The sequence below is a fragment of the Variovorax xiamenensis genome, assembly GCF_050916385.1.
Classification (GTDB): domain Bacteria; phylum Pseudomonadota; class Gammaproteobacteria; order Burkholderiales; family Burkholderiaceae_C; genus Variovorax.
Genome location: NZ_CP139038.1, coordinates 3,261,782 through 3,285,203 on the forward strand (window position 1 = coordinate 3,261,782; position 23,422 = coordinate 3,285,203).

The window sequence follows — 23,422 nt, forward strand, 5'->3', positions numbered from 1 at the left end:
TCCTTCTGTATGACGCTCAAGCTCGCCATCGCGCAACTCAATTTTGTGGTGGGCGACCTCGCAGGCAACGCGAAAAAGATCGTCGATGCCGCGCGCGATGCCCATGCCCAGGGTGCGCGCCTCTTGCTGACGCCCGAACTCTCGATTGCCGGCTACGCGGCGGAGGACCTGTTCCTGCGCCCGGCGTTCACCGAAGCCTGTGATGATGCCGTGAAAGGCATCGCCGCCGCTCTGGCCGACCTCAAAGACATGATCGTGGTGGTGGGGCATCCGACCGGCGGCAGCCTGCGCAGCCGCTCGGTTGCGGTGCAGATGCGGCACAACGCGGCCAGCGTCATCAAGGAAGGCCGCATCCTCAAGACCTACGCCAAGCGCGAACTGCCCAACTACCAGGTGTTCGACGAGCGCCGCTACTTCACGCCGGGGCAGGGCACCTGCGTGTTCGAGGTGGAGGGCGTCTCGGTCGGCCTGCTGATCTGCGAGGACGCCTGGTTCGACCAGCCGGCCGAACTGGCGCGCGAGAGCGGTGCCGAGGTGCTGGCGGTGATCAATGCATCGCCGTATCACGTGGGCAAGGAAGGCGAGCGCGTCGCGCGCATGGCCGATCGGGCGCGTGCCGTGGGGCTGCCGCTGGTCTACGCGCATCTGGTGGGCGGCCAGGACGAGGTGGTGTTCGACGGTGCTTCGTTCGCGCTGCAGGCCGATGGGACCACTGCCATGCAGGCCGAGAGCTTCCGGGAGAAGCTGGTTTTCGCGGAGCTGGAGCGCAAGCCGCAGGGTGGCGTGGGTTTCGTGGCCGAGCCTGGTGCCATCGCTTCCCCGCGAGACGCCGAGGCCCAACTCTGGGACGCCCTCGTGCTCGGCGTGCGCGACTACATCGGCAAGAACGGCTTTCCAGGCGCCATCCTGGGGCTTTCGGGCGGCATCGATTCCGCGCTGGTGCTCGCCATCGCGGTCGATGCACTTGGCAAGGACAAGGTCCGCGCGGTGATGATGCCTTCGCCTTACACCGCCGACATCAGCTGGATCGACGCGTGCGACATGGCCGGCCGCCTGGGCGTGCGCTACGACGAGATTTCCATCAAGCACACCTTCGAGTCCTTCAAGGGCGCGCTGGTCGAGGAGTTCAAGGGCCGGCCCGAGGACACGGCCGAGGAAAACATCCAGGCCCGCATCCGCGGCACGCTGCTGATGGGGCTGTCGAACAAGTTCGGCTCCATCGTGCTCACCACCGGCAACAAGAGCGAAATGGCGACCGGCTACTGCACGCTGTACGGCGACATGGCTGGCGGCTTCGCGGTCATCAAGGATCTGCTCAAGACCACGGTGTTCGCGCTGGCGCGCTGGCGCAATGCCCACGATCCGTACGGCACGGGCACCGAGCCGATCCCCGAGCGGATCATCACGCGGCCTCCCAGCGCCGAACTGCGGCCCGACCAGACCGACCAGGACAGCCTCCCGCCCTACGACATCCTCGATGGAATCCTGGCACGCTACATGCAGGACGACGAGGGCATCGACGAGATCATTTCGGCCGGCTACGAGCCCGCGGTGGTCGAGCGGGTCGCGCGGCTGATCAAGATCAACGAATACAAGCGGCGCCAGGCGCCTGTAGGCATCCGGGTCACCCATCGAAGCTTCGGCAAGGATTGGCGTTACCCTATCACCAGCAAATTCAACGAAACCGCCGGAGCGCAAAAACCATGAAGCAGATCACCGCCATCGTCAAACCCTTCAAGCTCGAGGACGTGCGCGAGGCCTTGGCCGAAGTGGGCGTCACCGGCCTGACCGTGACCGAAGTCAAGGGCTTCGGCCGCCAGAAGGGGCATACCGAGCTTTACCGCGGCGCCGAGTACGTGGTCGACTTCCTGCCCAAGATGAAGGTCGAAGTGGTCGTCAACGAGGCAGACGTGGAGCGCTGCATCGAGGCCATCGTCAATTCGGCGCGCACCGGGAAGATCGGCGACGGGAAGATCTTCGTTACCGGCGTGGAGCGCATCGTGCGCATCCGTACCGGCGAAGAGAACGAGAACGCGGTTTAACTGGCTCGCCCCCAGGCTACGCGCACTTCGTGTCGCTTCGCCAACTTCCTTCCGGGGGCAACACCTGAGGGCCAGCAGAGCCGGTTCCTCGGTGTTTCTGGAATGACTTTCGGGCGTTGCCTGAGGGTCAGAGGTTTTCCGAGAGCCTGTCTTCGCGCGGATGAAGCGGCACTTCGGCGCGCAGCGCGGTGAGCAGTTCGGGCACTTCGGTGCCGGTGCGGATCAGGCTCATCTGCCAATCGCCCATGAAGCCCTCGCGCACGCTGTGCGCCAGGAAGGCGAGCAGGCCGTCGTAGTAGCCGGCGGTGTTGAGGATGCCGGTGGGCTTGTCGTGATAGCCGAGCTGGCGCCAGGTCCAGATCTCGAACAGTTCCTCGAAGGTGCCGATGCCGCCTGCCAGGGCGATGAAGGCATCGGCGCGCTCGCCCATCATGGCCTTGCGCTCGTGCATGGTGTCGACCACGTGCAGTTCGTCGCACAGGGGATTGGCCAGTTCCTTGTCGACCAGGGCCTTGGGGATGATGCCGACGACGCGGCCGCCGGCCTGACGGGTGGCCTCGGCCACCGTGCCCATCAGGCCGGTGCGGCCGCCACCGTAGACCAGCTGGCCGCGATGCTGGCCGATCCATCGGCCGACCGCCTGCGCGGCTTCAGTGAATTCAGGACGCTCGCCGGGGCGCGAGCCGCAATACACACAGATCGAAAATTCAGGAGTCATCCCGCCATCATGCCGCAGGCGGTGGGCCTTCTCATGACATGAAGCGCTGCCACAGCGCCGCTACCCAGATGCCGCCGCACAGCGTGAGCGAGAGCAGCACTGCGGCGCTGCCCATGTCCTTGGCGCGCTTGGAGAGGTCGTGCCACTCGGGGCCGATGCGGTCGATGGCTGCTTCCACGGCGGTGTTGAGCAACTCCACGATCATCACCAGGATGGCGCTGCCCGCGAGCAGCGCGACCTCGACCCAGCTGCGCCCAAGCCAGAAGGAGGCCGGGATCATGACGATCGACAGGATTGCTTCCTGGCGGAAGGCAGGCTCGCTCCAGCCGGCGCGCAGGCCGTGCAGCGAAATCAGCGTGGCATGCCAGACGCGCTCGAAGCCCTTACGGGCCTTCTGAGGGTTGACGGCGGGATCGGGAAGCTTCGGCACGGCACTCATCGGCGGCTCATCGGTTTGGAGGTGATGAGCCGTGTACCGGCCCAGGCGTCGTGCCAGAACTGGCGGTCGGGGTGAAAGCGAGCGAGCAGGGCCCAGATGGCGACCCAGCCGAAGATCAGCACGGTCGATTCGCCGCCTGAAAGCTTGAAGGGCGAGATGGCGGCCAGCGGCGGCAGGAACCAGACCCAGCTCAGCAGGTAGCGAGCGAGCGCCCGGCGCTGGCTGATGGGCTGGCCGTGCACGTCGACGATGCGGATGTTCCAGGTTTTCATGGCGAGGGTCTGGCCCTTGGTCCAGAACCAGACGAAGTACACGCCGAATACCACGAAAAGAAAAGCCTGGAAAAGGTGGCGCCGCGAATCCATCGCGTCGCGCATCTGGCCGAGCGTGCTGAAGAGCCAGCCCGAGACGAACACGACTGCGAACAGCAGCATGCCCTCGTAGAGCCAGCAGGCCATGCGGCGCCAGAGGCCGGGCACTATCGAAACGGGAGCGCTGGTTGCAGATGGGGTGGGCGAGGCGGGCTGGTCGGAGCCCGAGGCTTCGGGAGAGCTGGAAACCATCGAAGCCTTGCGGTCAGGGGGCAGAGGAGGACGGCTGCTCGGCTGCCGACGACGGTGCCGGCACCTGGGCTTCGGCGGGGACCGGAGGGGTCGTCGCGGCACTGGATGGGGCGGGCGCGGCCGGAACGACGGAAACCGTCGGTGTCGTCGCGACAGCGGCGCCTGCAGGAGCGCGCTCCGGCGGCGAGGCCACCAGCACGGTCGTGGCCGGCGCGGCACCGGGCGCGGATGGCGGAGCCAAGAGGATGCGAGGTGTGTGTTGCCCGCCAGGAGTGATGGCGGGCACGGGCACGAGCTTCTGCGACGAAACCGGGCGCACGGGAATCGCGGCGCCGCGCGGCTTCGGCGGAGCGCGTTCGGCGAGCTTGCGCTTTTCTTCCTCGCTCAGGGCTTGATACTGCTCCCACTTGACCTTGCGTTCATCGGCCGGAATGCGCTTGACCTCGGCGAAATTCAGGCGGGCCTGGGCGCGCTGCTGGTTGCTCAGGGCGGCCCATTCGATCATGCGGCTGTGCAGGGTGGACTGGTCGTCCGCCGACATGCTCTCGAAATTGCGCGAAAGCGCCAGCCACTTCTTCTTTTGCCCGACGTTCAGCGTGTTCCAGTGGACGTTCAGCGGCTTCAGCGCCTGCTGCTGCTCGGCCGTGAGCTCGCTCCAGAGCGGCTTGGTCGTGGAGACTGCCTTGGGGCTGGTGGCCGGCGCGGAACTGGTCGAGGCGGGACTTCCGGTCGCCTTCGAGGCTGCCTCGCCGTGAGGCTGGGCACAGGCAAGCGTCAGGCTGAAGGCCGTGACGGCAAACGCTCCCACCCAAATGACTGCGCCCGCCGGAAGCGGGCGCAACGGGCGGGGGCTGTTCGCGCTGGAAGTGGAACGGCGTCGCATTCGATCGATGAAGGTTCAGTCGGAGGCGTTTTCGGCCTTGAGGAATTGGGCAAAACCGGGGTCGGTATAGGCGGCGGGAGGGAGGTCGCCCGTCAGCAGCGCGGAATCCACTTCGGCCAGTTCGCTGGCGCGATCATCGTCCTGCATCACGCTGATGGTGATCAAGCCCGCAACGAGCGCGATCAGCGGCACCACGGATCCGATGCGGGTCCACCAGCCGCCACCCAGCGTGAGCGTATGGCCCGACTGCACCACCACGGGCGCGGTCCTCAATTGCGGAGCCTGCTTGCGCGCCGCCACGGCTTGTGCGCGCGCCACACGCAGCCGCTCGCTGATGTCGTGCGGCAACTCCCGGTTGCCGGCCGAAAGGCGGGCAGCCAGACGCTGGCCGAACTGGTCTTCGGCAACGGAGTTGATTGAGGTTGGAACCTTAGTGTTCATAGCGATATTCCCTTGGCCTTGAGCGCCTTGCTCAGAGCGTGGACGGCTCGCGAGCAATGGGTTTTGACGCTGCCCTCGGAGCAGCCCATCGCAGCGGCCGTCTCTGCGACGTCCATTTCCTCCCAGTAACGCATAAGGAAAGCCTCGCGTTGACGGCCCGGCAATGCTGCGATCTGCTCTTCGATCTCCTGGAAGATCTGGGCACGGCGGGTCGTGTCCTCGGCGCTCTCCGACTCCCTGGAGTCGGCCGGCGAGACGAAGTTCTCAAGCAGATCGAAATCTCCGTCCTCGTCGACGGATTCGAAATCGCTGAGGTTGGAGAACAGGGCGCGCCTGGTTTTCTGGCGGCGGAACCAGTCGAGCGTGCAGTTCGACAGGATGCGCTGGAACAGCATGGGCAGCTCGGCCGCGGGCTTGTCGCCATAGTGCTGGGCCAGCTTCATCATGCTGTCCTGCACGATATCGAGGGCCGCTTCTTCATCCCGCACGTGATAGACCGAGCGCTTGAAAGCGCGTCGTTCGACGCTTTTCAGGAAGTCGGAGAGTTCTTGTTCAGTGGCCAAGCGAGAGGGGGGCGCGCAGGGCGCGCCGCGTGGGAATGGGGTCTAGCGATCGCGTACGTTTACCGCCGCGGATTATGCCTTTGTAGCTTTACAAGGCGGCTGAAGCGAATCTGAACGCCCGGAAATGTCATAATCCGCCCTGCAAGTCAAAAGGCAAACGGGTCACGGTCCGGCGGAACATCAGTCCGCCCATGGCTTTGGCCTCAAGTCCTGGCGCGACCTCACAAGGGTTGGCAAGGGGCACCCAAGGTATTTCGTTCCCGAAATAAACAAAGGTTGATCATGGAAATCTCCAAGGCGGAAATCGTCTCCGCAGCCGCTGCGTCCGCTGGCGCAGGCAATTCGACTCAAGAACTCATGGGCGCCGAGGTGCTGGTCAAGGCACTGCAGGCCGAAGGCGTCCAGTACGTCTGGGGCTACCCGGGCGGCGCGGTTCTCTATATCTACGACGCGTTCTACAAGCAGGACACCATCCAGCACGTGCTGGTGCGCCACGAGCAGGCCGCCGTCCACGCAGCCGATGGATATGCGCGCGCAACCGGCGAAGTCGGCGTGGCGCTGGTCACTTCCGGTCCCGGCCTGACCAATGCGGTTACCGGCATCGCGACGGCGTACATGGACTCGATCCCGATGGTGATCATTTCGGGCCAGGTGCCGACGGCTGCCATCGGCCTCGATGCCTTCCAGGAGTGCGACACGGTCGGCATCACCCGTCCCATCGTCAAGCACAACTTCCTCGTCAAGGATCCGAAGGATCTGGCCATGACGATGAAGAAGGCCTTCCACATCGCACGCAGCGGCCGTCCGGGCCCCGTGGTGGTGGACGTGCCCAAGGACGTCTCGTTCAAGAAAATCCCGTACGCAGGCTATCCCGACAAGGTCGAGATGCGCTCGTACAACCCGGTGCGCAAGGGTCATGGCGGCCAGATCCGCAAGGCGCTGCAGCTCCTGCTGGCCGCCAAGCGTCCCTATATCTACACCGGCGGCGGCGTGCTGCTGGGCAACGCCTGCAATGAGCTGCGCACACTGGTCGACATGCTCGGCTATCCGGTCACCAACACGCTGATGGGCCTGGGCGCCTACCCGGCGAGCGACCGCAAGTTCCTGGGCATGCTGGGCATGCACGGCACCATCGAAGCCAACAACGCGATGCAGAACTGCGACGTGCTGCTGGCCGTGGGCGCGCGCTTCGACGACCGCGTGATCGGCAATCCCAAGCATTTCGCGCAGAACGAACGCAAGATCATCCACGTCGACATCGACCCGTCGAGCATTTCCAAGCGCGTGAAGGTCGACATCCCGATCGTCGGCGACGTGAAGGACGTGCTCACCGAACTGATCTCGATGATCCGCGAGAGCACCGCCAAGCCCGACGCCGGCGCGCTGGCCGACTGGTGGAAGACCATCGAATCCTGGCGCTCGCGCGACTGCCTGAAGTACGACCGCGGCAACAAGGACGTGATCAAGCCGCAGTACGTGGTCGAGACCCTCTGGAACATGACCAAGGACACCGACACGTACATCACGTCGGACGTCGGCCAGCACCAGATGTGGGCGGCCCAGTACTACCGCTTCGACGAGCCGCGCCGCTGGATCAACTCCGGTGGCCTGGGTACCATGGGCGTGGGCATTCCCTACGCCATGGGCATCAAGCTCGCGAAGCCCGATTCGGAAGTGTTCACCATCACCGGCGAAGGTTCGGTGCAGATGTGCATCCAGGAACTCTCCACCTGCCTGCAGTACAACACGCCGATCAAGATCTGTTCGCTCAACAATCGCTACCTGGGCATGGTTCGCCAGTGGCAGGAGATCGAATACTCCGGCCGCTACAGCCACAGCTACATGGATGCGCTGCCCAATTTCGTGAAGCTCGCCGAGGCCTACGGCCACGTCGGCATGCTGATCGAGCGTCCACAAGACGTGGAGCCGGCGCTGCGCGAGGCGCGCAAGCTCAAGGACCGCACGGTGTTCATGGACTTCCGTACCGATCCGACCGAAAACGTGTTCCCGATGGTGAAGGCCGGCATGGGCATCACCGAGATGCTGCTGGGTTCCGAAGATCTCTGACCGGATCGACGGAACGAACATTCGCTCAACTCTTTACTGACGAATCTATTGCCCGCCAAGCCCGCGCATTACCGTGCACGGGGGAGGGCCGCGAAAAGAGGAGTCACGCAAACATGAAACACATCATTGCAGTGCTGCTGGAAAACGAGCCGGGTGCTCTTTCCCGCGTGGTGGGCCTGTTCTCGGCCCGCGGCTACAACATCGAATCGCTCACGGTGGCGCCCACGGAGGACGCGAGCCTCTCGCGCATGACCATCGTCACGACCGGTTCGGACGACGTGATCGAGCAGATCACCAAGCACCTGAACCGGTTGATCGAAGTGGTGAAGGTCGTCGATCTCACTGAAGGCGCCTACACCGAGCGCGAGCTCATGATGGTGAAGGTGCGCGCGGTCGGCAAGGAACGCGAGGAGATGATGCGCATGGCGGAAATCTTCCGCGGCCGCATCATCGACGTGACCGACAAGAGCTACACCATCGAACTCACCGGCGACCACGGCAAGAACGACGCTTTCCTGGAAGCGATCGAACGTAGCGCTATCCTCGAGACTGTCCGCACCGGTGCCAGCGGCATCGGGCGCGGCGAGCGCATCCTGCGCGTTTAGGAGGGTGAAGGCGCCCTCAGTTCATACGTTCATCCACACATGAGGCAAGAGTGATGCGAGGTCTGCTCGGTTTCGACAGGATGGTGACTCCGGCGATCGTCCGGGTACTCTATTTTCTCGGCCTGCTGGGCGTGGTCGTGCTGGCGGTGGCCGCGCTGTACCAGCGGCAGTACCTGCCGGCCTTCACGGTCCTGATCTTCGGCACCATCGGCGTTCGCATCTACAGCGAGTTGCTCATCGTGCTGTTTCGCATCCACGACAGCCTCGTGTCCATCAACCAGCAGATGAAGGACCGGAATTCCTCCGGCCTTTGAGTGAAATGCATCCCGTACGGATGCTCGAGATTTTTTAGGAGAGATTCAAATGAAGGTTTACTACGACAAGGACGCTGACCTGAGCCTCATCAAGGGCAAGACGGTTGCAATCATCGGCTACGGCTCGCAAGGCCATGCGCACGCGCAGAACCTGAACGACAGCGGCGTGAAGGTCGTGGTCGGCCTGCGCAAGGGCGGTGCTTCCTGGCCCAAGGTCGAGAAGGCTGGCCTGAAGGTCGCCGAAGTGGCAGATGCCGTGAAGGCCGCCGACGTCGTGATGATCCTGCTGCCCGACGAGCAGATTGCCAACGTCTACAAGAACGACGTGGCTCCGAACATCAAGGAAGGCGCTTCGCTGGTCTTCGCGCACGGCTTCAACGTGCACTACGGCTTCGTTCAGCCGCGCGCCGACCTCGACGTGTGGATGGTCGCTCCCAAGGCCCCGGGCCACACCGTGCGCAGCACGTACACCCAGGGCGGCGGCGTGCCCCACCTCGTGGCCGTGCACCAGGACAAGACCGGCAAGGCGCGTGACCTCGCGCTGAGCTACGCCACCGCCAACGGCGGCGGCAAGGCCGGCATCATCGAGACCAACTTCCGCGAAGAAACCGAGACCGACCTGTTCGGCGAACAAGCGGTTCTGTGCGGCGGTACGGTCGAGCTGATCAAGGCTGGTTTCGAAACGCTGGTGGAAGCCGGCTACGCGCCCGAAATGGCGTACTTCGAATGCCTGCACGAGCTGAAGCTGATCGTCGACCTGATCTATGAAGGCGGCATCGCCAACATGAACTACTCGATCTCGAACAACGCCGAATACGGCGAGTACGTCACCGGCCCGCGCGTCGTGACCGAAGAGACCAAGAAGGTCATGAAGCAGGTGCTGAAGGACATCCAGACCGGCGAATACGCCAAGAGCTTCGTGCTGGAAAACGCCGCTGGCGCTCCCACGCTGATCAGCCGCCGCCGCCTGAATGCAGAGCACCAGATCGAAGTCGTCGGCGAAAAGCTGCGCGCGATGATGCCCTGGATCAAGAAGAACAAGCTGGTCGACCAGACCCGCAACTGATCTGCGATCCAGGAGGGCGCTTCGGCGCCCGTTTCCCGAGGGCCACCCGTTGCGGTGGCCCTTTTGTTTGAAAGAGGGCGACGCGGCCCCCTGAACTACACTGCGAACCATGCGATTCACAGATCAAGATGCTATCGAATGGATAGCTACCCATGCAGCAAGCACGAGGGATGGAGGCAAATTCGATGCATGACGATACGCTTCCCGACGATGTGCCGCCGCGCAAGCGCCGCAAGGGCATCTACATCCTGCCGAACCTGTTCACGCTGGCGGCGCTCTTCGGCGGCTTCTATTCGGTCGTGATGGCCATGAACGCGCGCTTCGACCTCGCGGCGCTCGGCGTGTTCGCCGCGATGATTCTCGACAGCCTCGATGGCCGCGTTGCGCGCATGACCAACACGCAGAGCGCGTTCGGCGAGCAGATGGATTCGCTGTCCGACATGGTGTCGTTCGGCGCGGCGCCGGCGCTCATCGCCTACGAATGGTCGCTCAAGGGATTGGGCCGCTGGGGCTGGATCGCTGCCTTCGTGTACTGCGCCTGCGCTGCGCTGCGGCTCGCGCGCTTTAATGTCAACACCGGTGTGGTCGATAAACGCTGGTTCCAGGGACTGCCGTCGCCCGCGGCCGCGGCGCTCGTGGCGGGCTTCATCTGGCTGGTGAACGAGTGGGGCAAGCGTGGCGGCGAGGTGCTGTACCTCTCGTGGACGCAGATCACCTGGGTGACCTTCGCCTTCACGCTCTACGCGGGGCTCACGATGGTCACCAATGCGCCGTTCTACAGCTTCAAGGACATCCAGATGAAGAAGAGCGTGCCTTTTGCGGTGATCGTTTTGATCGCGCTGGGCATCGCCGTCATCAACATCCATCCGCCGACGGTGCTGTTCGGTCTGTTCGTCATCTACGGTCTTAGCGGCTACGTGGTCTACGCCTGGCGTAAGGCCAAGGGCCAGCAGGCCAGCGTGATCAGCACCTCGACTGAGGAGCCCGACGAACGGGGCTTGCATAACTGACCGTGGCTTGTGCTACATTCGTCAGCCTCATGAACAAGATTTCGCTGCTGGCCCTACTAGCCCTCCCTCACGGGCGGAGACGGTAGCGCACGCGCAAATCCCTCATCACGGCCCGTTAGCACCAGCAACGGGCCGTTTGTTTTTGGGGTTGCTGGTCGATTGACAACCATCCACAGAGAAATCGACATGCTCAAGCAACCTCAAAGCAAATACCGCGCATTCGCCCCGATCGGCCTCAAGGACCGTACCTGGCCCGATGCCGTGCTGACCAAGGCGCCGATCTGGCTGTCGACCGACCTGCGCGATGGCAACCAGGCCCTGGTCGAACCCATGGACATCGCGCGCAAGATGCGCATGTTCGAGACCCTCGTGGCCATCGGCTTCAAGGAAATCGAAGTCGGCTTCCCTTCGGCATCGCAGATCGAATTCGATTTCGTGCGCAAGCTCATCGAGGAAGACCGCATTCCCGACGACGTGACTATCCAGGTGCTGACGCAGGCCCGCGACCATCTCATCGCTCGCACCTTCGAATCGCTGCAGGGCGCTCCGCGCGCCATCGTGCACCTCTACAACGCGGTGGCTCCCGTCATGCGCCGCGTGGTGCTCGGCATGGACGAGGACCAGATCGTCGAGCTCGCCAGCAGCCACGCCCGCATGTTCAACGAGTTCGCCGCCAAGCAGCCGAACACGCAGTGGACTTTCCAGTACTCGCCCGAGATGTTCTCCGGCACCGACGTCCACTTCTCGAAGCGCGTGGTCGATGCCGTGACCGAAGTCTGGGCGCCGACGCCCGAGCGCAAGTGCATCGTCAACCTGCCCACGACGGTCGAGCATTCCACGCCGAACATCTTCGCCGACATGATCGAGTGGATGCACCGCAACCTCGCGCGCCGCGACTCCATCGTGCTTTGTGTGCACCCGCACAATGACCGCGGCACCGGCACGGCGGCAGGCGAACTGGCCCTGATGGCCGGCGCCGAGCGCATCGAAGGCTGCCTCTTCGGCAACGGCGAGCGCACCGGTAACCTCGACCTCGTGAACGTCGCGCTCAACCTCTACACCCAGGGCGTCTCGCCGGAGCTCGACTTCTCGAACATCGACGAGATCCGCGCCACGGTCGAGCACTGCAACCAGATCCCGGTGCATCCGCGTCACCCGTACGTAGGCGACCTTGTCTACACGTCGTTCTCGGGCTCGCACCAGGATGCGATCAAGAAGGCTTTCGCCGCTCGCAAGGACGGCGACATCTGGGAGATTCCGTACCTCCCCATCGATCCGAAGGACGTCGGCCGCAGCTACGAGGCCGTGATCCGCGTGAACAGCCAATCTGGCAAGGGCGGCATGGCCTACCTGCTCGAGAGCGAGTACGGCATCGAGATGCCCCGCCGCCTGCAGATGGAGTTCATGCAGTCGGTACAGCGCGTGATGGACGTGGCCGGCAAGGAGCTCACGGCCGCCGACCTCTGGCAGCTGTTCGTGCGCGAATACGGGATCGACACTGTGCAATCGCTGCAGCAGCGCGTGATCAAGGAGGAAGGCGAGGGTGCCGACGCCTCCGTGGTCCTGCGTGGAGACCTGGCCTGGGACGGCGAAATCCGTGCCATCGAAGGCCGCGGAAACGGTCCCATCGACGCCTTCACCCAGGCGCTGAGCAAGGCCACCGGCCACACCGTGCGCGTGATGGACTATCACCAGCACGCCATCGGCGCGGGCGCCGACGCGAAGGCGGTGGCCTACCTGGAGCTGCGCGTGGACGAGAGCCAGACGCTTTTCGGCGTGGGCATGGACGCGAACGTGGTCACGGCTTCGCTGAAGGCGATCGTCTCGGGCGTGCAACGCGCGGGTGGCCGGGGCGCGCACAGCGCACAATCGGTGGTTGAAGTCGCCTGACGCTGAAGCGCTGGTCCGGTCCGGACGCGCAGGAAGGGCGCGTACGAAGGAGAACCACGATGACCGACCAGCTGATCATTTTCGACACCACCCTGCGCGACGGCGAGCAATCGCCGGGCGCCTCGATGACGCGCGACGAGAAGATGCGCATCGCCAAGCTGCTGGAGCGGCTGAAGGTCGACGTCATCGAGGCCGGTTTTCCAGCCAGCTCGAATGGCGATTTCGAGGCGGTGAAAGCGATTGCCAACGCGATCAAGGATTCGACGGTGTGCGGCCTTTCGCGTGCCAATGACCGCGACATCGGGCGCGCGGCCGAGGCCCTCAAGGGCGCGGCCCGCGGGCGGATCCACACCTTCATCGCCACTTCGCCGCTTCACATGGAAAAGAAGCTGCGCATGTCGCCCGACGAAGTCCATGAGCAGGCCAAGCTGGCCGTGCGCTTCGCCCGCAACCAGATTGGCGACGTGGAGTTCAGCCCCGAAGACGGCTACCGCAGCGACCCCGATTTTCTCTGCCGCGTGCTCGAAACCGTGATCAACGAGGGCGCCACCACCATCAACGTGCCCGACACCGTCGGCTATGCCATTCCCGAGCTCTACGGCAACTTCATCAAGATGCTGCGCGAGCGCATTCCCAACAGCGACAAGGCGATCTGGTCGGTGCATTGCCATAACGACCTGGGCATGGCCGTGGCCAACTCGCTGGCCGGCGTGAAGATCGGCGGCGCGCGCCAGGTGGAGTGCACCATCAACGGGCTGGGCGAGCGCGCGGGCAACTGCTCGCTCGAGGAAGTGGTCATGGCCGTGAAGACCCGAAAGGACTACTTCGGGCTCGACCTGCGCATCGATACCCAGCACATCGTGGCCGCAAGCCGCATGGTCAGCCAGACCACCGGCTTCGTGGTGCAGCCCAACAAGGCCGTGGTGGGCGCCAATGCTTTCGCGCATGCCTCGGGCATCCACCAGGACGGCGTGCTCAAGGCACGCGACACCTACGAGATCATGCGCGCGGAAGACGTGGGCTGGACCGCCAACAAGATCGTGCTGGGCAAGCTCAGCGGCCGCAATGCCTTCAAGCAGCGCCTGCAGGAGCTGGGCGTGGCCATGGAGAGCGAAGGCGAGATCAACGCCGCCTTCCTGCGCTTCAAGGAACTGGCCGACCGGAAGTCCGAGATTTTCGACGAGGACATCCTCGCGCTGGTCAGCGCGGAGGAGGTCTCGAACGTTGGTGAGCAGTTTGCTTTCGTCTCTCTCTCCCAGCACAGCGAAACCGGTGAGCGCCCCCAGGCGAAAATCGTATTCACCGTCCAGGGCAAGGAAGTCACCGGCGAATCCGACGGGAATGGCCCGGTGGATGCTTCCCTGAAGGCCATCGAGTCGCACGTCAAGAGCGGCGCCGAGATGGTTCTTTACTCTGTAAATGCCATCAGCGGCTCGACGGAAAGCCAGGGAGAAGTTACAGTCCGGTTACAAAATGCAGGGCGGGTGGTCAACGGTGTGGGCGCGGATCCCGACATCGTTGTCGCTTCGGCTAAGGCTTATTTGAGTGCGCTCAACAAGTTACAGAGCCAAGCTGAGAGAGTTGCGGCACAAGGTTAGGTTTTCGGGCGATCCTTGCTATTCGAATGAAGAAGAGGATGCAAGTAACTGATATTGCGTGTCTTTTTTGATTTCGATACACTGCGGTCCTCGTTTCTGCCGCTGGAGATTTATTAATGCCTGAAGCCCGCCTACGCCGAGTTTCCAGCCAGCGGTTCCTGCCCGCTTTCAAAGCCATCGCCGTTGCGCTCTGCGCCACGGCGTTTTTGCTGCCTGGCGCCCAGGCGGCGAAGAAGGAAAAGCCCGCAGCCGCCAAGACCACCGTCGCCTCCAAGAAGGCGAAGGGGCCTGTGCCGGTTGAAGTCAAGCGCAACGCCGCATCCTCCAAGACCGCCGTCGTCGCCAAGCGCGGTGGCCGTGCCGAAAAGGCCGAACGCGCCGAGAAGGTGGTTCGCGGCGGTCGCAACGTCGTGGCCACCATCCACAAGAAGAACGGCAAGACCGTGGTGGCCGTGCAGCGTCGCTCGGTGGTCCGCGTCGTCGAGGCGCCCCCGCGCCAGTCCTTCGGCCAGATGGCCGGCCTGCATGGAACCGAAGACGCTCTCGACCTGAAGTCGAGCGTCGCGCTGGTCATCGACCAGGATACCCACGAAGTCCTGTTCAGCAAGAACGACCACGCCGTGCTGCCGATCGCGTCGCTCACCAAGCTCATGACCGGCCTGCTCATCAGCGAAGCACATCTGCCGAACGACGAGCTCATCACCATCACCCAGGACGACGTTGATACCGAAAAGCGCAGCAGCTCGCGCCTGACGGTCGGCACCACGCTCTCGCGCGGCGAACTGCTGCACCTGGCGCTGATGTCGAGCGAGAACCGCGCCGCTCACGCGCTGGGCCGCACCTATCCGGGTGGCCTGACGACCTTCGTGAGCATCATGAACGCCAAGGCCAAGATGCTCGGCATGAAGGACACGCGCTACGTTGAGCCCACCGGCCTGTCGAGCCGCAACCAGTCGAGCGCGCAAGACCTGGCGCTGCTGGTCAATGCCGCCTACGCCGATGCCACGGTCCGCTCGCTGTCCACTTCGCCTGAATACCAGGTCGAAGTCGGCAACCGCGTGCTGCAGTTCAACACCACCAACCGCCTCGTGAAGAGCCCCGATTGGGAAATTGGCGTGCAGAAGACCGGCTACATCTCCGAAGCCGGCCAGTGCCTCGTGATGCAGGCGCGTGTGGCAGGCCGCAAGCTGATCATGGTGTTCCTGGATTCGGCCGGCAAGTTCAGCCGTATCGCCGATGCAGAGCGCGTTCGCCGCTGGGTGGAAGCCACCCATTCGGTCGGCTCGCCGGCAGCTTCGTCGCGCAACGCTGCTTACCAGGTGGCGGGCTGATCGACCGATCCGGCGTCCAGCTCCCCAACGAAAACAGGCCCTCATCGGGCCTGTTTTGTTTTGGGAAGCTGCTCCGGTTCAGACGCCAGCCGAAGGCGCAGAGCCACCTGAAGGCGAAGACGGCATGGCCGACATGCCTTCCTTGAACCCCAGCGCGCCCGAGATTTCGTTGGCCGTGGCCTGCAGCTTGGGCAGCCAGCCCTCGTCGAGCCGATCGGCTGGCGCGGAGATCGACAGGCCTGCCACCAGCTTGCCCTGGTCGTCGTAGATGCCGGCGGCCATGCAACGCACGCCCAGTTCCAGCTCTTCGTTGTCGCGGGCGATGCCGTACTGGCGGGCCTTCGACAGTTCACGCTCCAGCGCCGGCAGTTGCGTGATGCTGTTGCGCGTATGGCCTGCCAGGCCGGTGCGGGTGGCGTAGCTGCGCACGCGCTGCGGATCGTCCGCCGCCAGGAACAGCTTGCCGGTCGAGGTGAGGTGCAGGGCGGCGCGGCCGCCGATGGCGCGCACCACCTGCATGCCCGAGCGCTCGCTGTAGGAGCGCTCGATGTACACGATTTCGTCGCCCTGGCGCATGCTGAGGTTGACGGGTTGCTGCGTCAGCTTGTGCAGCTCGCGCATGGGGCCCAGGGCGGCATCGCGCACGTTGAGGCGGCCCTTGACCAGGTTGCCCAGTTCCAGCAGGCGCATGCCGAGCCGGTAGCTGCCGGCCTCGGGGCGGTCGACGAAACGGCCGACCGCCAGGTCGTTGAGGATGCGGTGCGTCGTCGACGGGTGGAGCCCCGTTTTTTCGCTGATCTCCTTCAGCGAAATGGCGTCCTCGCGCGATGCCAGGACGTCGATCAGCGCAAACATGCGCTCGATCACCTGGATCACGGGAACGGCGGGAATGTCGGATTGGTTTTTTCTCATGGCGCTCTGCGGTGATGACCGAGCGCCATTTTACCTTGTGAAATCGCCCGGCGCCTGCCAGCGGCCATCCAACAACACTTCATGAGGGGAAAAGCGCGCCTTGTAGTTCATCTTCGGGCTGTGTTCGATCCAGTACCCGAGGTAGACGTGCGGCAGCCCCAGCTTGCGGGCCTGCTCGATCTGCCAGAGCACGCTGTAGGTGCCGTAGCCGGCGCTCGAGTCGGGCTCGTAGAAGGTGTAGACGGCGGAAATGCCGTCGTTCAGCACGTCGAGGATCGACACCATCCTGAGCGCGCCCGCACTGCCGTCGGGCATCGTTTCACGAAACTCCACCAGGCGCGAGTTGACCCGGCTCTGCAGCAGGAACTGGGTGTACTGGTCGATGCTGTCGTGGTCCATGCCGCCGCCTGCGTGGCGGCCGTTCTGGTAGCGCAGGTAGAGCTGGTAGTGCTCCGGCATGAAGCAAAGCTTGAGCACGCGCGCCTGGAGCCCGGCATGTTGCTTGAGCGCGCGGCGCTGGCTGCGGGTGGGGCGGAAGGAGTTCGCCAGCACGCGCAGCGGGATGCAGGCCCGGCACCCGTCGCAGTACGGCCGGTAGGTGAACATGCCGCTGCGCCGGAAGCCGCTGAGCACCAGGTCGGAGTACGCGTCGTTATGGATCAGGTGGCTGGGCGTGGCCACTTGCGAGCGGGCTTGCCGGTCCGGCAGGTAGCTGCAGGGGTAGGGTGCAGTCGCGTAGAACTGCAGCGTGTGAAGCGGGAGGTCCTTGAGGTGCGTCACGTCGGTGAAGGAAGTCGCGCGGAAAGGAGTTCGGACCAGTATACGGGGTCGAATCGCCACCGTGGGCCCTCTTGCTGCCGTGCCCCTGCCACGTGCGCAACGAAGCGCTTGCGGGCCATTTCGCGGGCACCGAGGCTCGCGAGGTGGGCGGTGTTCTGCTGGCAGTCGATCATCCGCACGCCGAAGTGGCGGCACAGCGACACCAGCGCGGCCAGCGCGATCTTCGATGCGTCCGGCCGGCGGGTGAACATCGACTCGCCGAACACCGCGCGGCCCAGCGAAACGCAGTACAGGCCGCCCGCCAGTTCGCCGTCTATCCAGGTCTCGACGCTGTGGGCGTGGCCGGCAAGGTGCAAATCCGTATAGGCCTTCACCATGTCCGGCACGATCCAGGTGCCCGACTGGCCCTCCCGCGGCGAACTCGAGCAGGCCTTGATGACTGTCGCGAAATCATGGTCGATGCGCACTTCGCAACCAGGCGTCTCCACGAAGCGCGACAGTGTCTTGCGCAGCGAGCGGTGCAGCTTGAAGTCGGCCACCTGAAGCACCATGCGCGGGTCGGGGCTCCACCACAGGATCGGCTGGTCCTCGCTGAACCACGGGAAGACGCAGTTGCCATAGGCCTGCATCAGAGTATCGACGTCGAGGGCGCCACCGGCGGCCAGCAGGCCGGGCACCGGATCGGCCATGCCCCAGGCCGAGGCGGGGTCGGGCAGGGCATCTCCGGGTTCGAGCCAAGGCAGTTGTCGCATGGGCATAGGTATACACGGCTTCGCAAACACCAATCCAGTGGGCGAAAATCGCATGTCGCCGACATCGCCACCAGCGTTCGGCTCACACGCCACGGCACCACAAGACCCGCCGGAAACCCTATAGTGCACAGCTTGCATCCGCAGCACCCACGACCAGATCAGGCAGGCCCGAGCGCGCGCCGGGGATAAGTACAAGAGGACAACGTTGACCACTGAACCCAATCCCACCCGCTTCGGCAGCGGCCAGGCAGTGCGCCGCCTGGAAGACGAAAGCCTGCTGGCAGGCGCCGGACGCTACACCGACGACATCACGCTCCCCGAGCAGGCGCACCTCGTCTTCCTCCGATCCTCCTATCCGCACGCGCGCATCGTCTCCATCGACACCAGCGCCGCCGCCGCCATGCCCGGCGTGCTGCGCGTGATCACCGGTGCCGAAATGGTCGAGGCCGGCGTCAAGCCCCTGCCGGGCGCCGCGGGCTTCAAGCGCGCCGACGGCAGCGACAGCGCCAGCCCGCCGCGCCGCGCCATCGCCCACGAGCGCACCCGCTTCGTCGGCGAAGTGGTGGCCGCCGTGGTGGCCGACACGGTTCAGCAGGCGCGCGATGCCGCCGAAGCCATCATGGTCGACTACGAAGACCTGCCCATGGTGGTCGACCTCGCCAGTGCCACCTCCGACGGCGCGCCGCTGTTGTGCGAGGAAGCCACCGGCAACGTCTCCGCCGAGATGCGCCACGGCAACAGCGAAGCCGCCACGGCCGCCTTCGCCAAGGCCAGCCACGTGGTCGCGCTCGACGTGAACAACCAGCGCGTGGTCGCCCTGACCATCGAGCCGCGTTCCGTGCTTGCCGCGCGCGACGCCGAAACCGGCCGCCTCACGATCCGCATGAGCACGCAGATGCCCTCCGGCGTTCGCGACTCCATCTGCGCAGCCATCGGCCTGCCCAAGGAAAAAGTGCGCGTGGTGGTGGGCGACGTCGGCGGCGGTTTCGGCATGAAGACCGGCGCCTATCCCGAGGACATCGCTGTCGCCTTCGCTGCGCTGCAGGTGAACCGGCCTGTGAAGTGGGTGGCCGACCGCAGCGAAGAATTCCTATCGAGCGCGCACGGCCGCGACATCGAGGCGCGTGCCGAGATGGCGCTCGACGCCGACGGCAAGATCCTGGCCCTGCGCATCAAGACCCTGGCCAACGTCGGCGCCTATGCCACCGGCACCGGCGTCGCGATCCAGCTGCTGATCGGCCCCTGGGTGCAGACCAGCGTCTACGACATCCAGACCATCGACTTCCATTTCAAGGCGGTGCTCACCAACACCGCCCCAACCGGCGCCTACCGCGGCGCGGGGCGCCCCGAAGCCATCTTCACCATCGAGCGGCTCATGGACGAGGCCGCGCGCCAGACCGGCATCGATCGCATTGCGCTGCGCCGCCGCAACTTCATCCGCCCCGAGCAGATGCCGTACAAGAACCCGATGGCGCAGACCTACGACACCGGCAACTTCGAGTCGGTGATGGACCAGGCGCTCACGCTCGCCGACTGGCAGGGCTTCGAGACCCGCGCGGCCGAGTCGGCCGGCCGCGGCAAGCACCGTGGCCTGGGCATCGCCACCTTCCTCGAATGGACCGGCGGCAATGTGTTCGAGGAGCGCGTCACCGTCTCGGTGCAGGCCGACGGCGTGATCGAAGTGTTCTCGGCCGTCAATGCCATGGGGCAGGGCATCGCCACCTCGCTGGCCCAGCTTGCGGTGGATGCCTTCGGCGTGCCCATCGAGAAGGTGCGCGTCGTGCTCGGCGACACCGACCGCGGCGACGGCTTCGGCAGCGCCGGTTCGCGCTCGCTCTTCACCGGCGGCTCGGCCGTGCGCATCGGTGCCGAACGCACCATCGACAAGGCGCGCGAACTGGCCGCGCAGGAGTTCGAGGCCTCGCTCGACGACATCGTCTACAGCCGCGGCGTCTTCAACGTGGCCGGCACCGACCTCGAGCTCGATCTCTTCACCCTGGCGGCCAAGCAGCCGGGGCGCGAGATCTTCGTCGACTCCACCAGCACCGTTGCGGGCCCCACCTGGCCCAACGGCTGCCATATCTGCGAGATCGAGATCGATCCGCCTACCGGCGAAATCAGCGTGGTGGCCTACAGCTCGGTCAACGACGTGGGCCGCGTCATCAACCCGATGATCGTGCGCGGCCAGCTCGAAGGCGGCGCGGTTCAGGGCATCGGCCAGGCGCTGTACGAGCAGGTGGTGTATGACCACGAGACAGGCCAGCCCGTCACCGGCAGCCTGATGGACTACGCAGCCCCGCGCGCCGACATAGTCGACACCATGTTCAACATGGAGATGGACGAGTCGACGCCCTGCAAGAACAACCCGCTGGGCGTGAAGGGCGTGGGCGAGCTGGGCACCATCGGCGCCACGCCGGCCATCGTGAATGCGGTGGCCGATGCCTTCGCGCGCAACGGCCTCGCCACGCGCGCCCCCCGCCTGCACATGCCGCTGAGCCCTGCGCGTGTCTGGCAGGCGATGCAAACCGTCGATTGAGCAATCGTTTTCGTGGGGCAGAAAGGCGTCGGCCATGCTTGTCACCAACGAAGTTCAGACCGACGCGATCCGCATCGCGAGCTACCGCTGCGACGCGGGGCCCGACGCGCAACCCTTCACCGAACTGCACGAAGGCTACTCGGTCTCGTACGTGCGCAAGGGTAGCTTCGGCTACCGCACGCGCGGCAATGCCTATGAACTGGTCGCCGGCTCGGTGCTGGTCGGCTGCCCGGGCGACGAGTACATCTGCACGCACGACCACCATGTCTGCGGCGACGAGTGCCTGGCCTTCCATCTCTCGCCGGGCTTCGTCGACCTGATCGGCGGCGACAGCAAGACTTGGCGCACGGGCGGCGTGCCGCCGCTGGCCGAACTGGTGGTCATCGGCGAACTGGCCCAGGCCGCGGCCGACGGGCAGAGCGACGTCGGGCTGGACGAACTGGGCATGTGGTTCGCGAGCCGCTTCGTGGACGTCGTTTCCGGCAGGGCGAAGCCCAAGGTGCCTTCGTCGGCCATCTCGCGCGACCGTCGCCGCGCGGTCGATGCCGCGATGTGGATCGACGCCAATTCGCAGCACGACATCGGCCTGGACGGCGCCGCGGCCGAAGCCGGCCTGAGCTCCTTTCACTTCCTGCGACTCTTCTCGCAGGTGCTGGGCGTCACGCCGCACCAGTACCTCGTGCGCTCGCGGCTGCGCCATGCCGCGCGCCTGCTGGCCGACGACGACAGCCGGCCCGTGACCGATGTGGCGCTGGACGTGGGCTTTGCCGATCTCAGCAACTTCGTGCGCACCTTCCATCGCGCGGCGGGCGTGTCGCCGGGGGGCTTTCGCAAGGCGGCGAAGGGCGACCGCAAGATTCTCCAAGAACGCATCGCGGCGCTCTTCGATGATGGACTCCTGATCAACGCATCGAGCAGGAAGCCATCATGTACGACCACATCGGACTGAAAGTCAAAGACCTCGCCGCGAGCCGCCGCTTCTACGAAGCCGCGCTCGCACCGCTCGGCCATGTGCCGGGCCCGCACGACGACAGCTATGCCGGCATCGGCCCGGCCGGCGAACCGGCGCTGTGGCTCTATGCCGCCAAGGGCGCGAAAGGCCCGGGCACCCACATCGCATTCCGGGCGCCGAACCACGAGGCCGTGGCCGCCTTCCACAAGGCCGGGCTGAAAGCGGGCGGAACCGACAACGGCGGCGCGGGCCCGAGGCCGGACTACAGCCCGACCTACTACGCCGCCTTCCTCATCGACCCCGACGGCAACAACGTCGAGGCGGTCTGTCCCTGAAGCGAGGTTCGACGCCATGGCCACCGTCTACAAGGAATTCATCGTCGAAGCGGATGCGGCCCAAGTCTGGGACGCGCTGCGCGACTTCAACGCGGTGCACACGCGGCTCGCGCCGGGCTTTCTCACGGCCTGCACGATCGATGCCGAAGGCGCGCGCATCCTGACCTTCGCCAACGGCCTTGTCGCGCGCGAGGTGCTGGTCGGCATCGACGATGCCCATCGCCGGCTGGCCTACACCGTCACCGGCGGGCAAGCGAAGCATCACCACGCGACGGCGCAGGTGTTCGAGGAGGGCGAAGGTCGCTCGCGCTTCGTCTGGATCACCGACGTGCTGCCGGATGCGATGGCGGCCTACATCGGGCCGATGATGGAGCAGGGCGGGGCGGCCATGAAGGCCGCGCTCGAAGGTCGCCCTGTTCCGGCCGCGGCCTAGAAGTCTTCGAGCGGCAGCCCGACGTAGTTCTCCGCCAGCGCGGTGGAGGCTGCGGTCGAGTGCACGAGGTAGTCGAGCTCGGCTTCCTGGATCTTCTGGCCGAAGGCGCCCGTCTCCGGAAAGCGGTGCATCAGCGAGGTGAACCACCACGAGAAGCGCTCGGCCTTCCAGACGCGGCGCAGGCACAAGTCGGAATAGCGGTCGAGCGCCGAGGCCGACTTCTCGCCGTAGTAGATCTCGAATGCGCGCGAGAGATACCCCACGTCCGCGGTGGCGAGGTTCAGTCCCTTGGCCCCCGTCGGCGGCACGATGTGCGCCGCGTCGCCCGCCAGGAACAGCGAGCCGAAGCGCATCGGCTCGGCGACGAAGCTGCGCAGCGGCGCGATGCTTTTCTCCAGCGAAGGCCCGGTCACCAGCCGCTCGCGCGCCTCGGGGTCGAGGCGGGCGCGAAGCTCGTTCCAGAAGGCCTCGTCGCTCCAGTTCTCCACGCGCTCCTCGGTCGGCACCTGCACGTAATAGCGGCTGCGCGTGGCGCTGCGCATGCTGCACAGCGCGAAGCCGCGCTCGGTGTTGGCGTAGATCAGTTCATGCGACACCGGCGGCACGTCTGCCAGCACGCCGAGCCAGCCGAAGGGGTAGATCTTCTCGTAGGTCTGGATCGCGTCGGCCGGCACGCTTGCGCGGCTCACGCCGTGGTAGCCGTCGCAGCCGGCGATGAAGTCGCATTCGATCTCGTGCGTCTGGCCGTCCTTCTCGTAGCGCACGCGCGGCTTGCCCGACTGGAAGTCGTGCAGGCTCACGTTCGCCGCGCTGTAGATGGTGGCGAGGCCCTCGGCCGCGCGGGCTTCCATCAGGTCGCGCGTCACTTCGGTCTGGCCGTACACCGTCACCTGCTTGCCGCCCGTGAGGCCGTGCATGTCGATGCGGTGGCGCGCGCCCTTGAAGAGCAGCTCGATGCCTTCGTGCGGCAGGCCCTCGGCCTTGGCGCGGGCGTCGACGCCGGCACGCGCCAGCAGGTCCATCGTGACCTGCTCCAGCACGCCGGCGCGGATGCGGCCGAGCACGTAGTCGCCGCTCTGGCGTTCGACGATGACGTTGTCGATGCCTGCCTTGTACAGAAGCTGCCCGAGCAGCAGGCCGGCGGGGCCGGCTCCGATGATGGCGACCTGGGTGCGCATGTTCGTGTCTCCGA

Annotated in this window: 24 protein-coding genes; 14 read left to right on the forward strand and 10 right to left on the reverse strand. The window is 65.2% G+C overall.

The genetic code is table 11. The features are described from left to right. Positions 1 to 9: 9 nt before the first annotated feature. Together SFB74_RS14815 and SFB74_RS14820 are read left to right on the forward strand one after the other, a co-directional pair. Positions 10 to 1,707, forward strand: coding sequence for an NAD+ synthase (locus tag SFB74_RS14815; protein ID WP_432731538.1), 1,698 nt, complete (start codon positions 10 to 12; stop codon positions 1,705 to 1,707). After that, positions 1,704 to 2,042: a P-II family nitrogen regulator gene (locus SFB74_RS14820; protein WP_056518066.1), complete on the forward strand. Its 339-nt coding sequence runs from the start codon at positions 1,704 to 1,706 to the stop codon at positions 2,040 to 2,042. Before SFB74_RS14815 ends, SFB74_RS14820 begins: the two co-directional genes overlap by 4 nt. A 127-nt stretch (positions 2,043 to 2,169) precedes the next feature. Here SFB74_RS14820 and SFB74_RS14825 read toward each other — a convergent pair whose 3' ends face one another. From SFB74_RS14825 to SFB74_RS14850, 6 genes are read right to left on the reverse strand one after another with little or no spacing between them, the layout of a single operon-like run. Then, a complete protein-coding gene (locus SFB74_RS14825) occupies positions 2,170 to 2,760 on the reverse strand; it encodes a TIGR00730 family Rossman fold protein (RefSeq protein WP_432731540.1) in 591 nt (196 codons plus the stop codon). A gap of 31 nt (positions 2,761 to 2,791) precedes the next feature. Further along, on the reverse strand, positions 2,792 to 3,199 hold the full coding sequence (locus SFB74_RS14830; RefSeq protein ID WP_432731541.1) for a diacylglycerol kinase: 408 nt from the start codon (positions 3,197 to 3,199) through the stop codon (positions 2,792 to 2,794). Next, a complete protein-coding gene (locus tag SFB74_RS14835; RefSeq protein WP_432731542.1) occupies positions 3,196 to 3,762 on the reverse strand; it encodes an RDD family protein in 567 nt (188 codons plus the stop codon). Before SFB74_RS14835 ends, SFB74_RS14830 begins: the two co-directional genes overlap by 4 nt. Before the next feature lie 13 nt (positions 3,763 to 3,775). Next, a complete protein-coding gene (locus tag SFB74_RS14840) occupies positions 3,776 to 4,645 on the reverse strand; it encodes a DUF3106 domain-containing protein (RefSeq protein ID WP_432731543.1) in 870 nt (289 codons plus the stop codon). 15 nt (positions 4,646 to 4,660) lie between these two features. Further along, positions 4,661 to 5,086 carry a DUF3619 family protein gene (locus tag SFB74_RS14845; RefSeq protein WP_432731544.1) on the reverse strand — a complete coding sequence of 142 codons (426 nt, stop codon included), beginning with the start codon at positions 5,084 to 5,086 and terminating at the stop codon, positions 4,661 to 4,663. Beyond that, positions 5,083 to 5,649 (reverse strand): RNA polymerase sigma factor, encoded by a 567-nt coding sequence (locus SFB74_RS14850; RefSeq protein ID WP_432731545.1) that lies wholly within the window; start codon positions 5,647 to 5,649, stop codon positions 5,083 to 5,085. The genes SFB74_RS14845 and SFB74_RS14850 overlap by 4 nt, the downstream gene beginning before the upstream one ends. Positions 5,650 to 5,931: 282 nt before the next feature. Here SFB74_RS14850 and SFB74_RS14855 point away from each other — a divergent pair, with 282 nt between their 5' ends. The 8 genes from SFB74_RS14855 (at position 5,932) to SFB74_RS14890 (ending at position 15,530) form a co-directional block, all read left to right on the forward strand. Beyond that, a complete protein-coding gene (locus SFB74_RS14855; protein WP_126019157.1) occupies positions 5,932 to 7,716 on the forward strand; it encodes an acetolactate synthase 3 catalytic subunit in 1,785 nt (594 codons plus the stop codon). 113 nt (positions 7,717 to 7,829) lie between these two features. Then, positions 7,830 to 8,321: an acetolactate synthase small subunit gene (gene ilvN, locus SFB74_RS14860; RefSeq protein ID WP_007834236.1), complete on the forward strand. Its 492-nt coding sequence runs from the start codon at positions 7,830 to 7,832 to the stop codon at positions 8,319 to 8,321. A gap of 53 nt (positions 8,322 to 8,374) precedes the next feature. Further along, positions 8,375 to 8,635, forward strand: a complete 261-nt coding sequence (locus tag SFB74_RS14865; protein WP_432731546.1) for a DUF4282 domain-containing protein — start codon at positions 8,375 to 8,377, stop codon at positions 8,633 to 8,635. A 49-nt stretch (positions 8,636 to 8,684) separates the two neighbouring features. Next, the gene (ilvC, locus tag SFB74_RS14870; protein WP_081266312.1) at positions 8,685 to 9,701 is read left to right on the forward strand and encodes a ketol-acid reductoisomerase; all 1,017 of its coding nucleotides are present in this window, start codon (positions 8,685 to 8,687) and stop codon (positions 9,699 to 9,701) included. Between the two features lie 185 nt (positions 9,702 to 9,886). Continuing rightward, positions 9,887 to 10,711 (forward strand): CDP-diacylglycerol--serine O-phosphatidyltransferase, encoded by an 825-nt coding sequence (gene pssA / locus SFB74_RS14875; RefSeq protein ID WP_432731547.1) that lies wholly within the window; start codon positions 9,887 to 9,889, stop codon positions 10,709 to 10,711. Between the two features lie 186 nt (positions 10,712 to 10,897). Beyond that, positions 10,898 to 12,601, forward strand: coding sequence for a 2-isopropylmalate synthase (gene leuA, locus SFB74_RS14880; protein WP_432731548.1), 1,704 nt, complete (start codon positions 10,898 to 10,900; stop codon positions 12,599 to 12,601). A gap of 59 nt (positions 12,602 to 12,660) precedes the next feature. Then, a complete protein-coding gene (locus tag SFB74_RS14885) occupies positions 12,661 to 14,199 on the forward strand; it encodes a 2-isopropylmalate synthase (RefSeq protein ID WP_432731549.1) in 1,539 nt (512 codons plus the stop codon). Between the two features lie 116 nt (positions 14,200 to 14,315). Next, complete coding sequence (locus SFB74_RS14890; RefSeq protein WP_432731550.1) at positions 14,316 to 15,530, forward strand: serine hydrolase; 1,215 nt, start codon at positions 14,316 to 14,318, stop codon at positions 15,528 to 15,530. A 78-nt stretch (positions 15,531 to 15,608) separates the two neighbouring features. Here SFB74_RS14890 and SFB74_RS14895 read toward each other — a convergent pair whose 3' ends face one another. The 3 genes from SFB74_RS14895 to aat are packed head-to-tail and all read right to left on the reverse strand — an operon-like array spanning position 15,609 to position 17,974. After that, complete coding sequence (locus SFB74_RS14895; RefSeq protein WP_432731551.1) at positions 15,609 to 16,442, reverse strand: IclR family transcriptional regulator; 834 nt, start codon at positions 16,440 to 16,442, stop codon at positions 15,609 to 15,611. A gap of 30 nt (positions 16,443 to 16,472) precedes the next feature. Next, positions 16,473 to 17,222, reverse strand: a complete 750-nt coding sequence (locus SFB74_RS14900) for an arginyltransferase (protein ID WP_432731552.1) — start codon at positions 17,220 to 17,222, stop codon at positions 16,473 to 16,475. Further along, positions 17,219 to 17,974 carry a leucyl/phenylalanyl-tRNA--protein transferase gene (gene aat, locus SFB74_RS14905; RefSeq protein WP_432731553.1) on the reverse strand — a complete coding sequence of 252 codons (756 nt, stop codon included), beginning with the start codon at positions 17,972 to 17,974 and terminating at the stop codon, positions 17,219 to 17,221. Before aat ends, SFB74_RS14900 begins: the two co-directional genes overlap by 4 nt. A gap of 205 nt (positions 17,975 to 18,179) precedes the next feature. Here aat and SFB74_RS14910 point away from each other — a divergent pair, with 205 nt between their 5' ends. The 4 genes from SFB74_RS14910 to SFB74_RS14925 are packed head-to-tail and all read left to right on the forward strand — an operon-like array spanning position 18,180 to position 22,230. Beyond that, positions 18,180 to 20,510 (forward strand): xanthine dehydrogenase family protein molybdopterin-binding subunit, encoded by a 2,331-nt coding sequence (locus SFB74_RS14910; protein WP_432731554.1) that lies wholly within the window; start codon positions 18,180 to 18,182, stop codon positions 20,508 to 20,510. A 34-nt stretch (positions 20,511 to 20,544) separates the two neighbouring features. Continuing rightward, entirely contained in the window at positions 20,545 to 21,459 is a 915-nt protein-coding gene (locus SFB74_RS14915; RefSeq protein ID WP_432731555.1) for a helix-turn-helix domain-containing protein, read from the forward strand. Next, complete coding sequence (locus tag SFB74_RS14920) at positions 21,438 to 21,797, forward strand: VOC family protein (protein WP_432731556.1); 360 nt, start codon at positions 21,438 to 21,440, stop codon at positions 21,795 to 21,797. Before SFB74_RS14915 ends, SFB74_RS14920 begins: the two co-directional genes overlap by 22 nt. Positions 21,798 to 21,813: 16 nt before the next feature. After that, on the forward strand, positions 21,814 to 22,230 hold the full coding sequence (locus tag SFB74_RS14925; RefSeq protein ID WP_432731557.1) for an SRPBCC family protein: 417 nt from the start codon (positions 21,814 to 21,816) through the stop codon (positions 22,228 to 22,230). Here the strand turns inward: SFB74_RS14925 and pobA are convergent. Beyond that, positions 22,227 to 23,408 carry a 4-hydroxybenzoate 3-monooxygenase gene (gene pobA, locus SFB74_RS14930; RefSeq protein WP_432731558.1) on the reverse strand — a complete coding sequence of 394 codons (1,182 nt, stop codon included), beginning with the start codon at positions 23,406 to 23,408 and terminating at the stop codon, positions 22,227 to 22,229. The two genes, SFB74_RS14925 and pobA, sit on opposite strands and share 4 nt — an antisense overlap. Positions 23,409 to 23,422 lie beyond the last annotated feature (14 nt).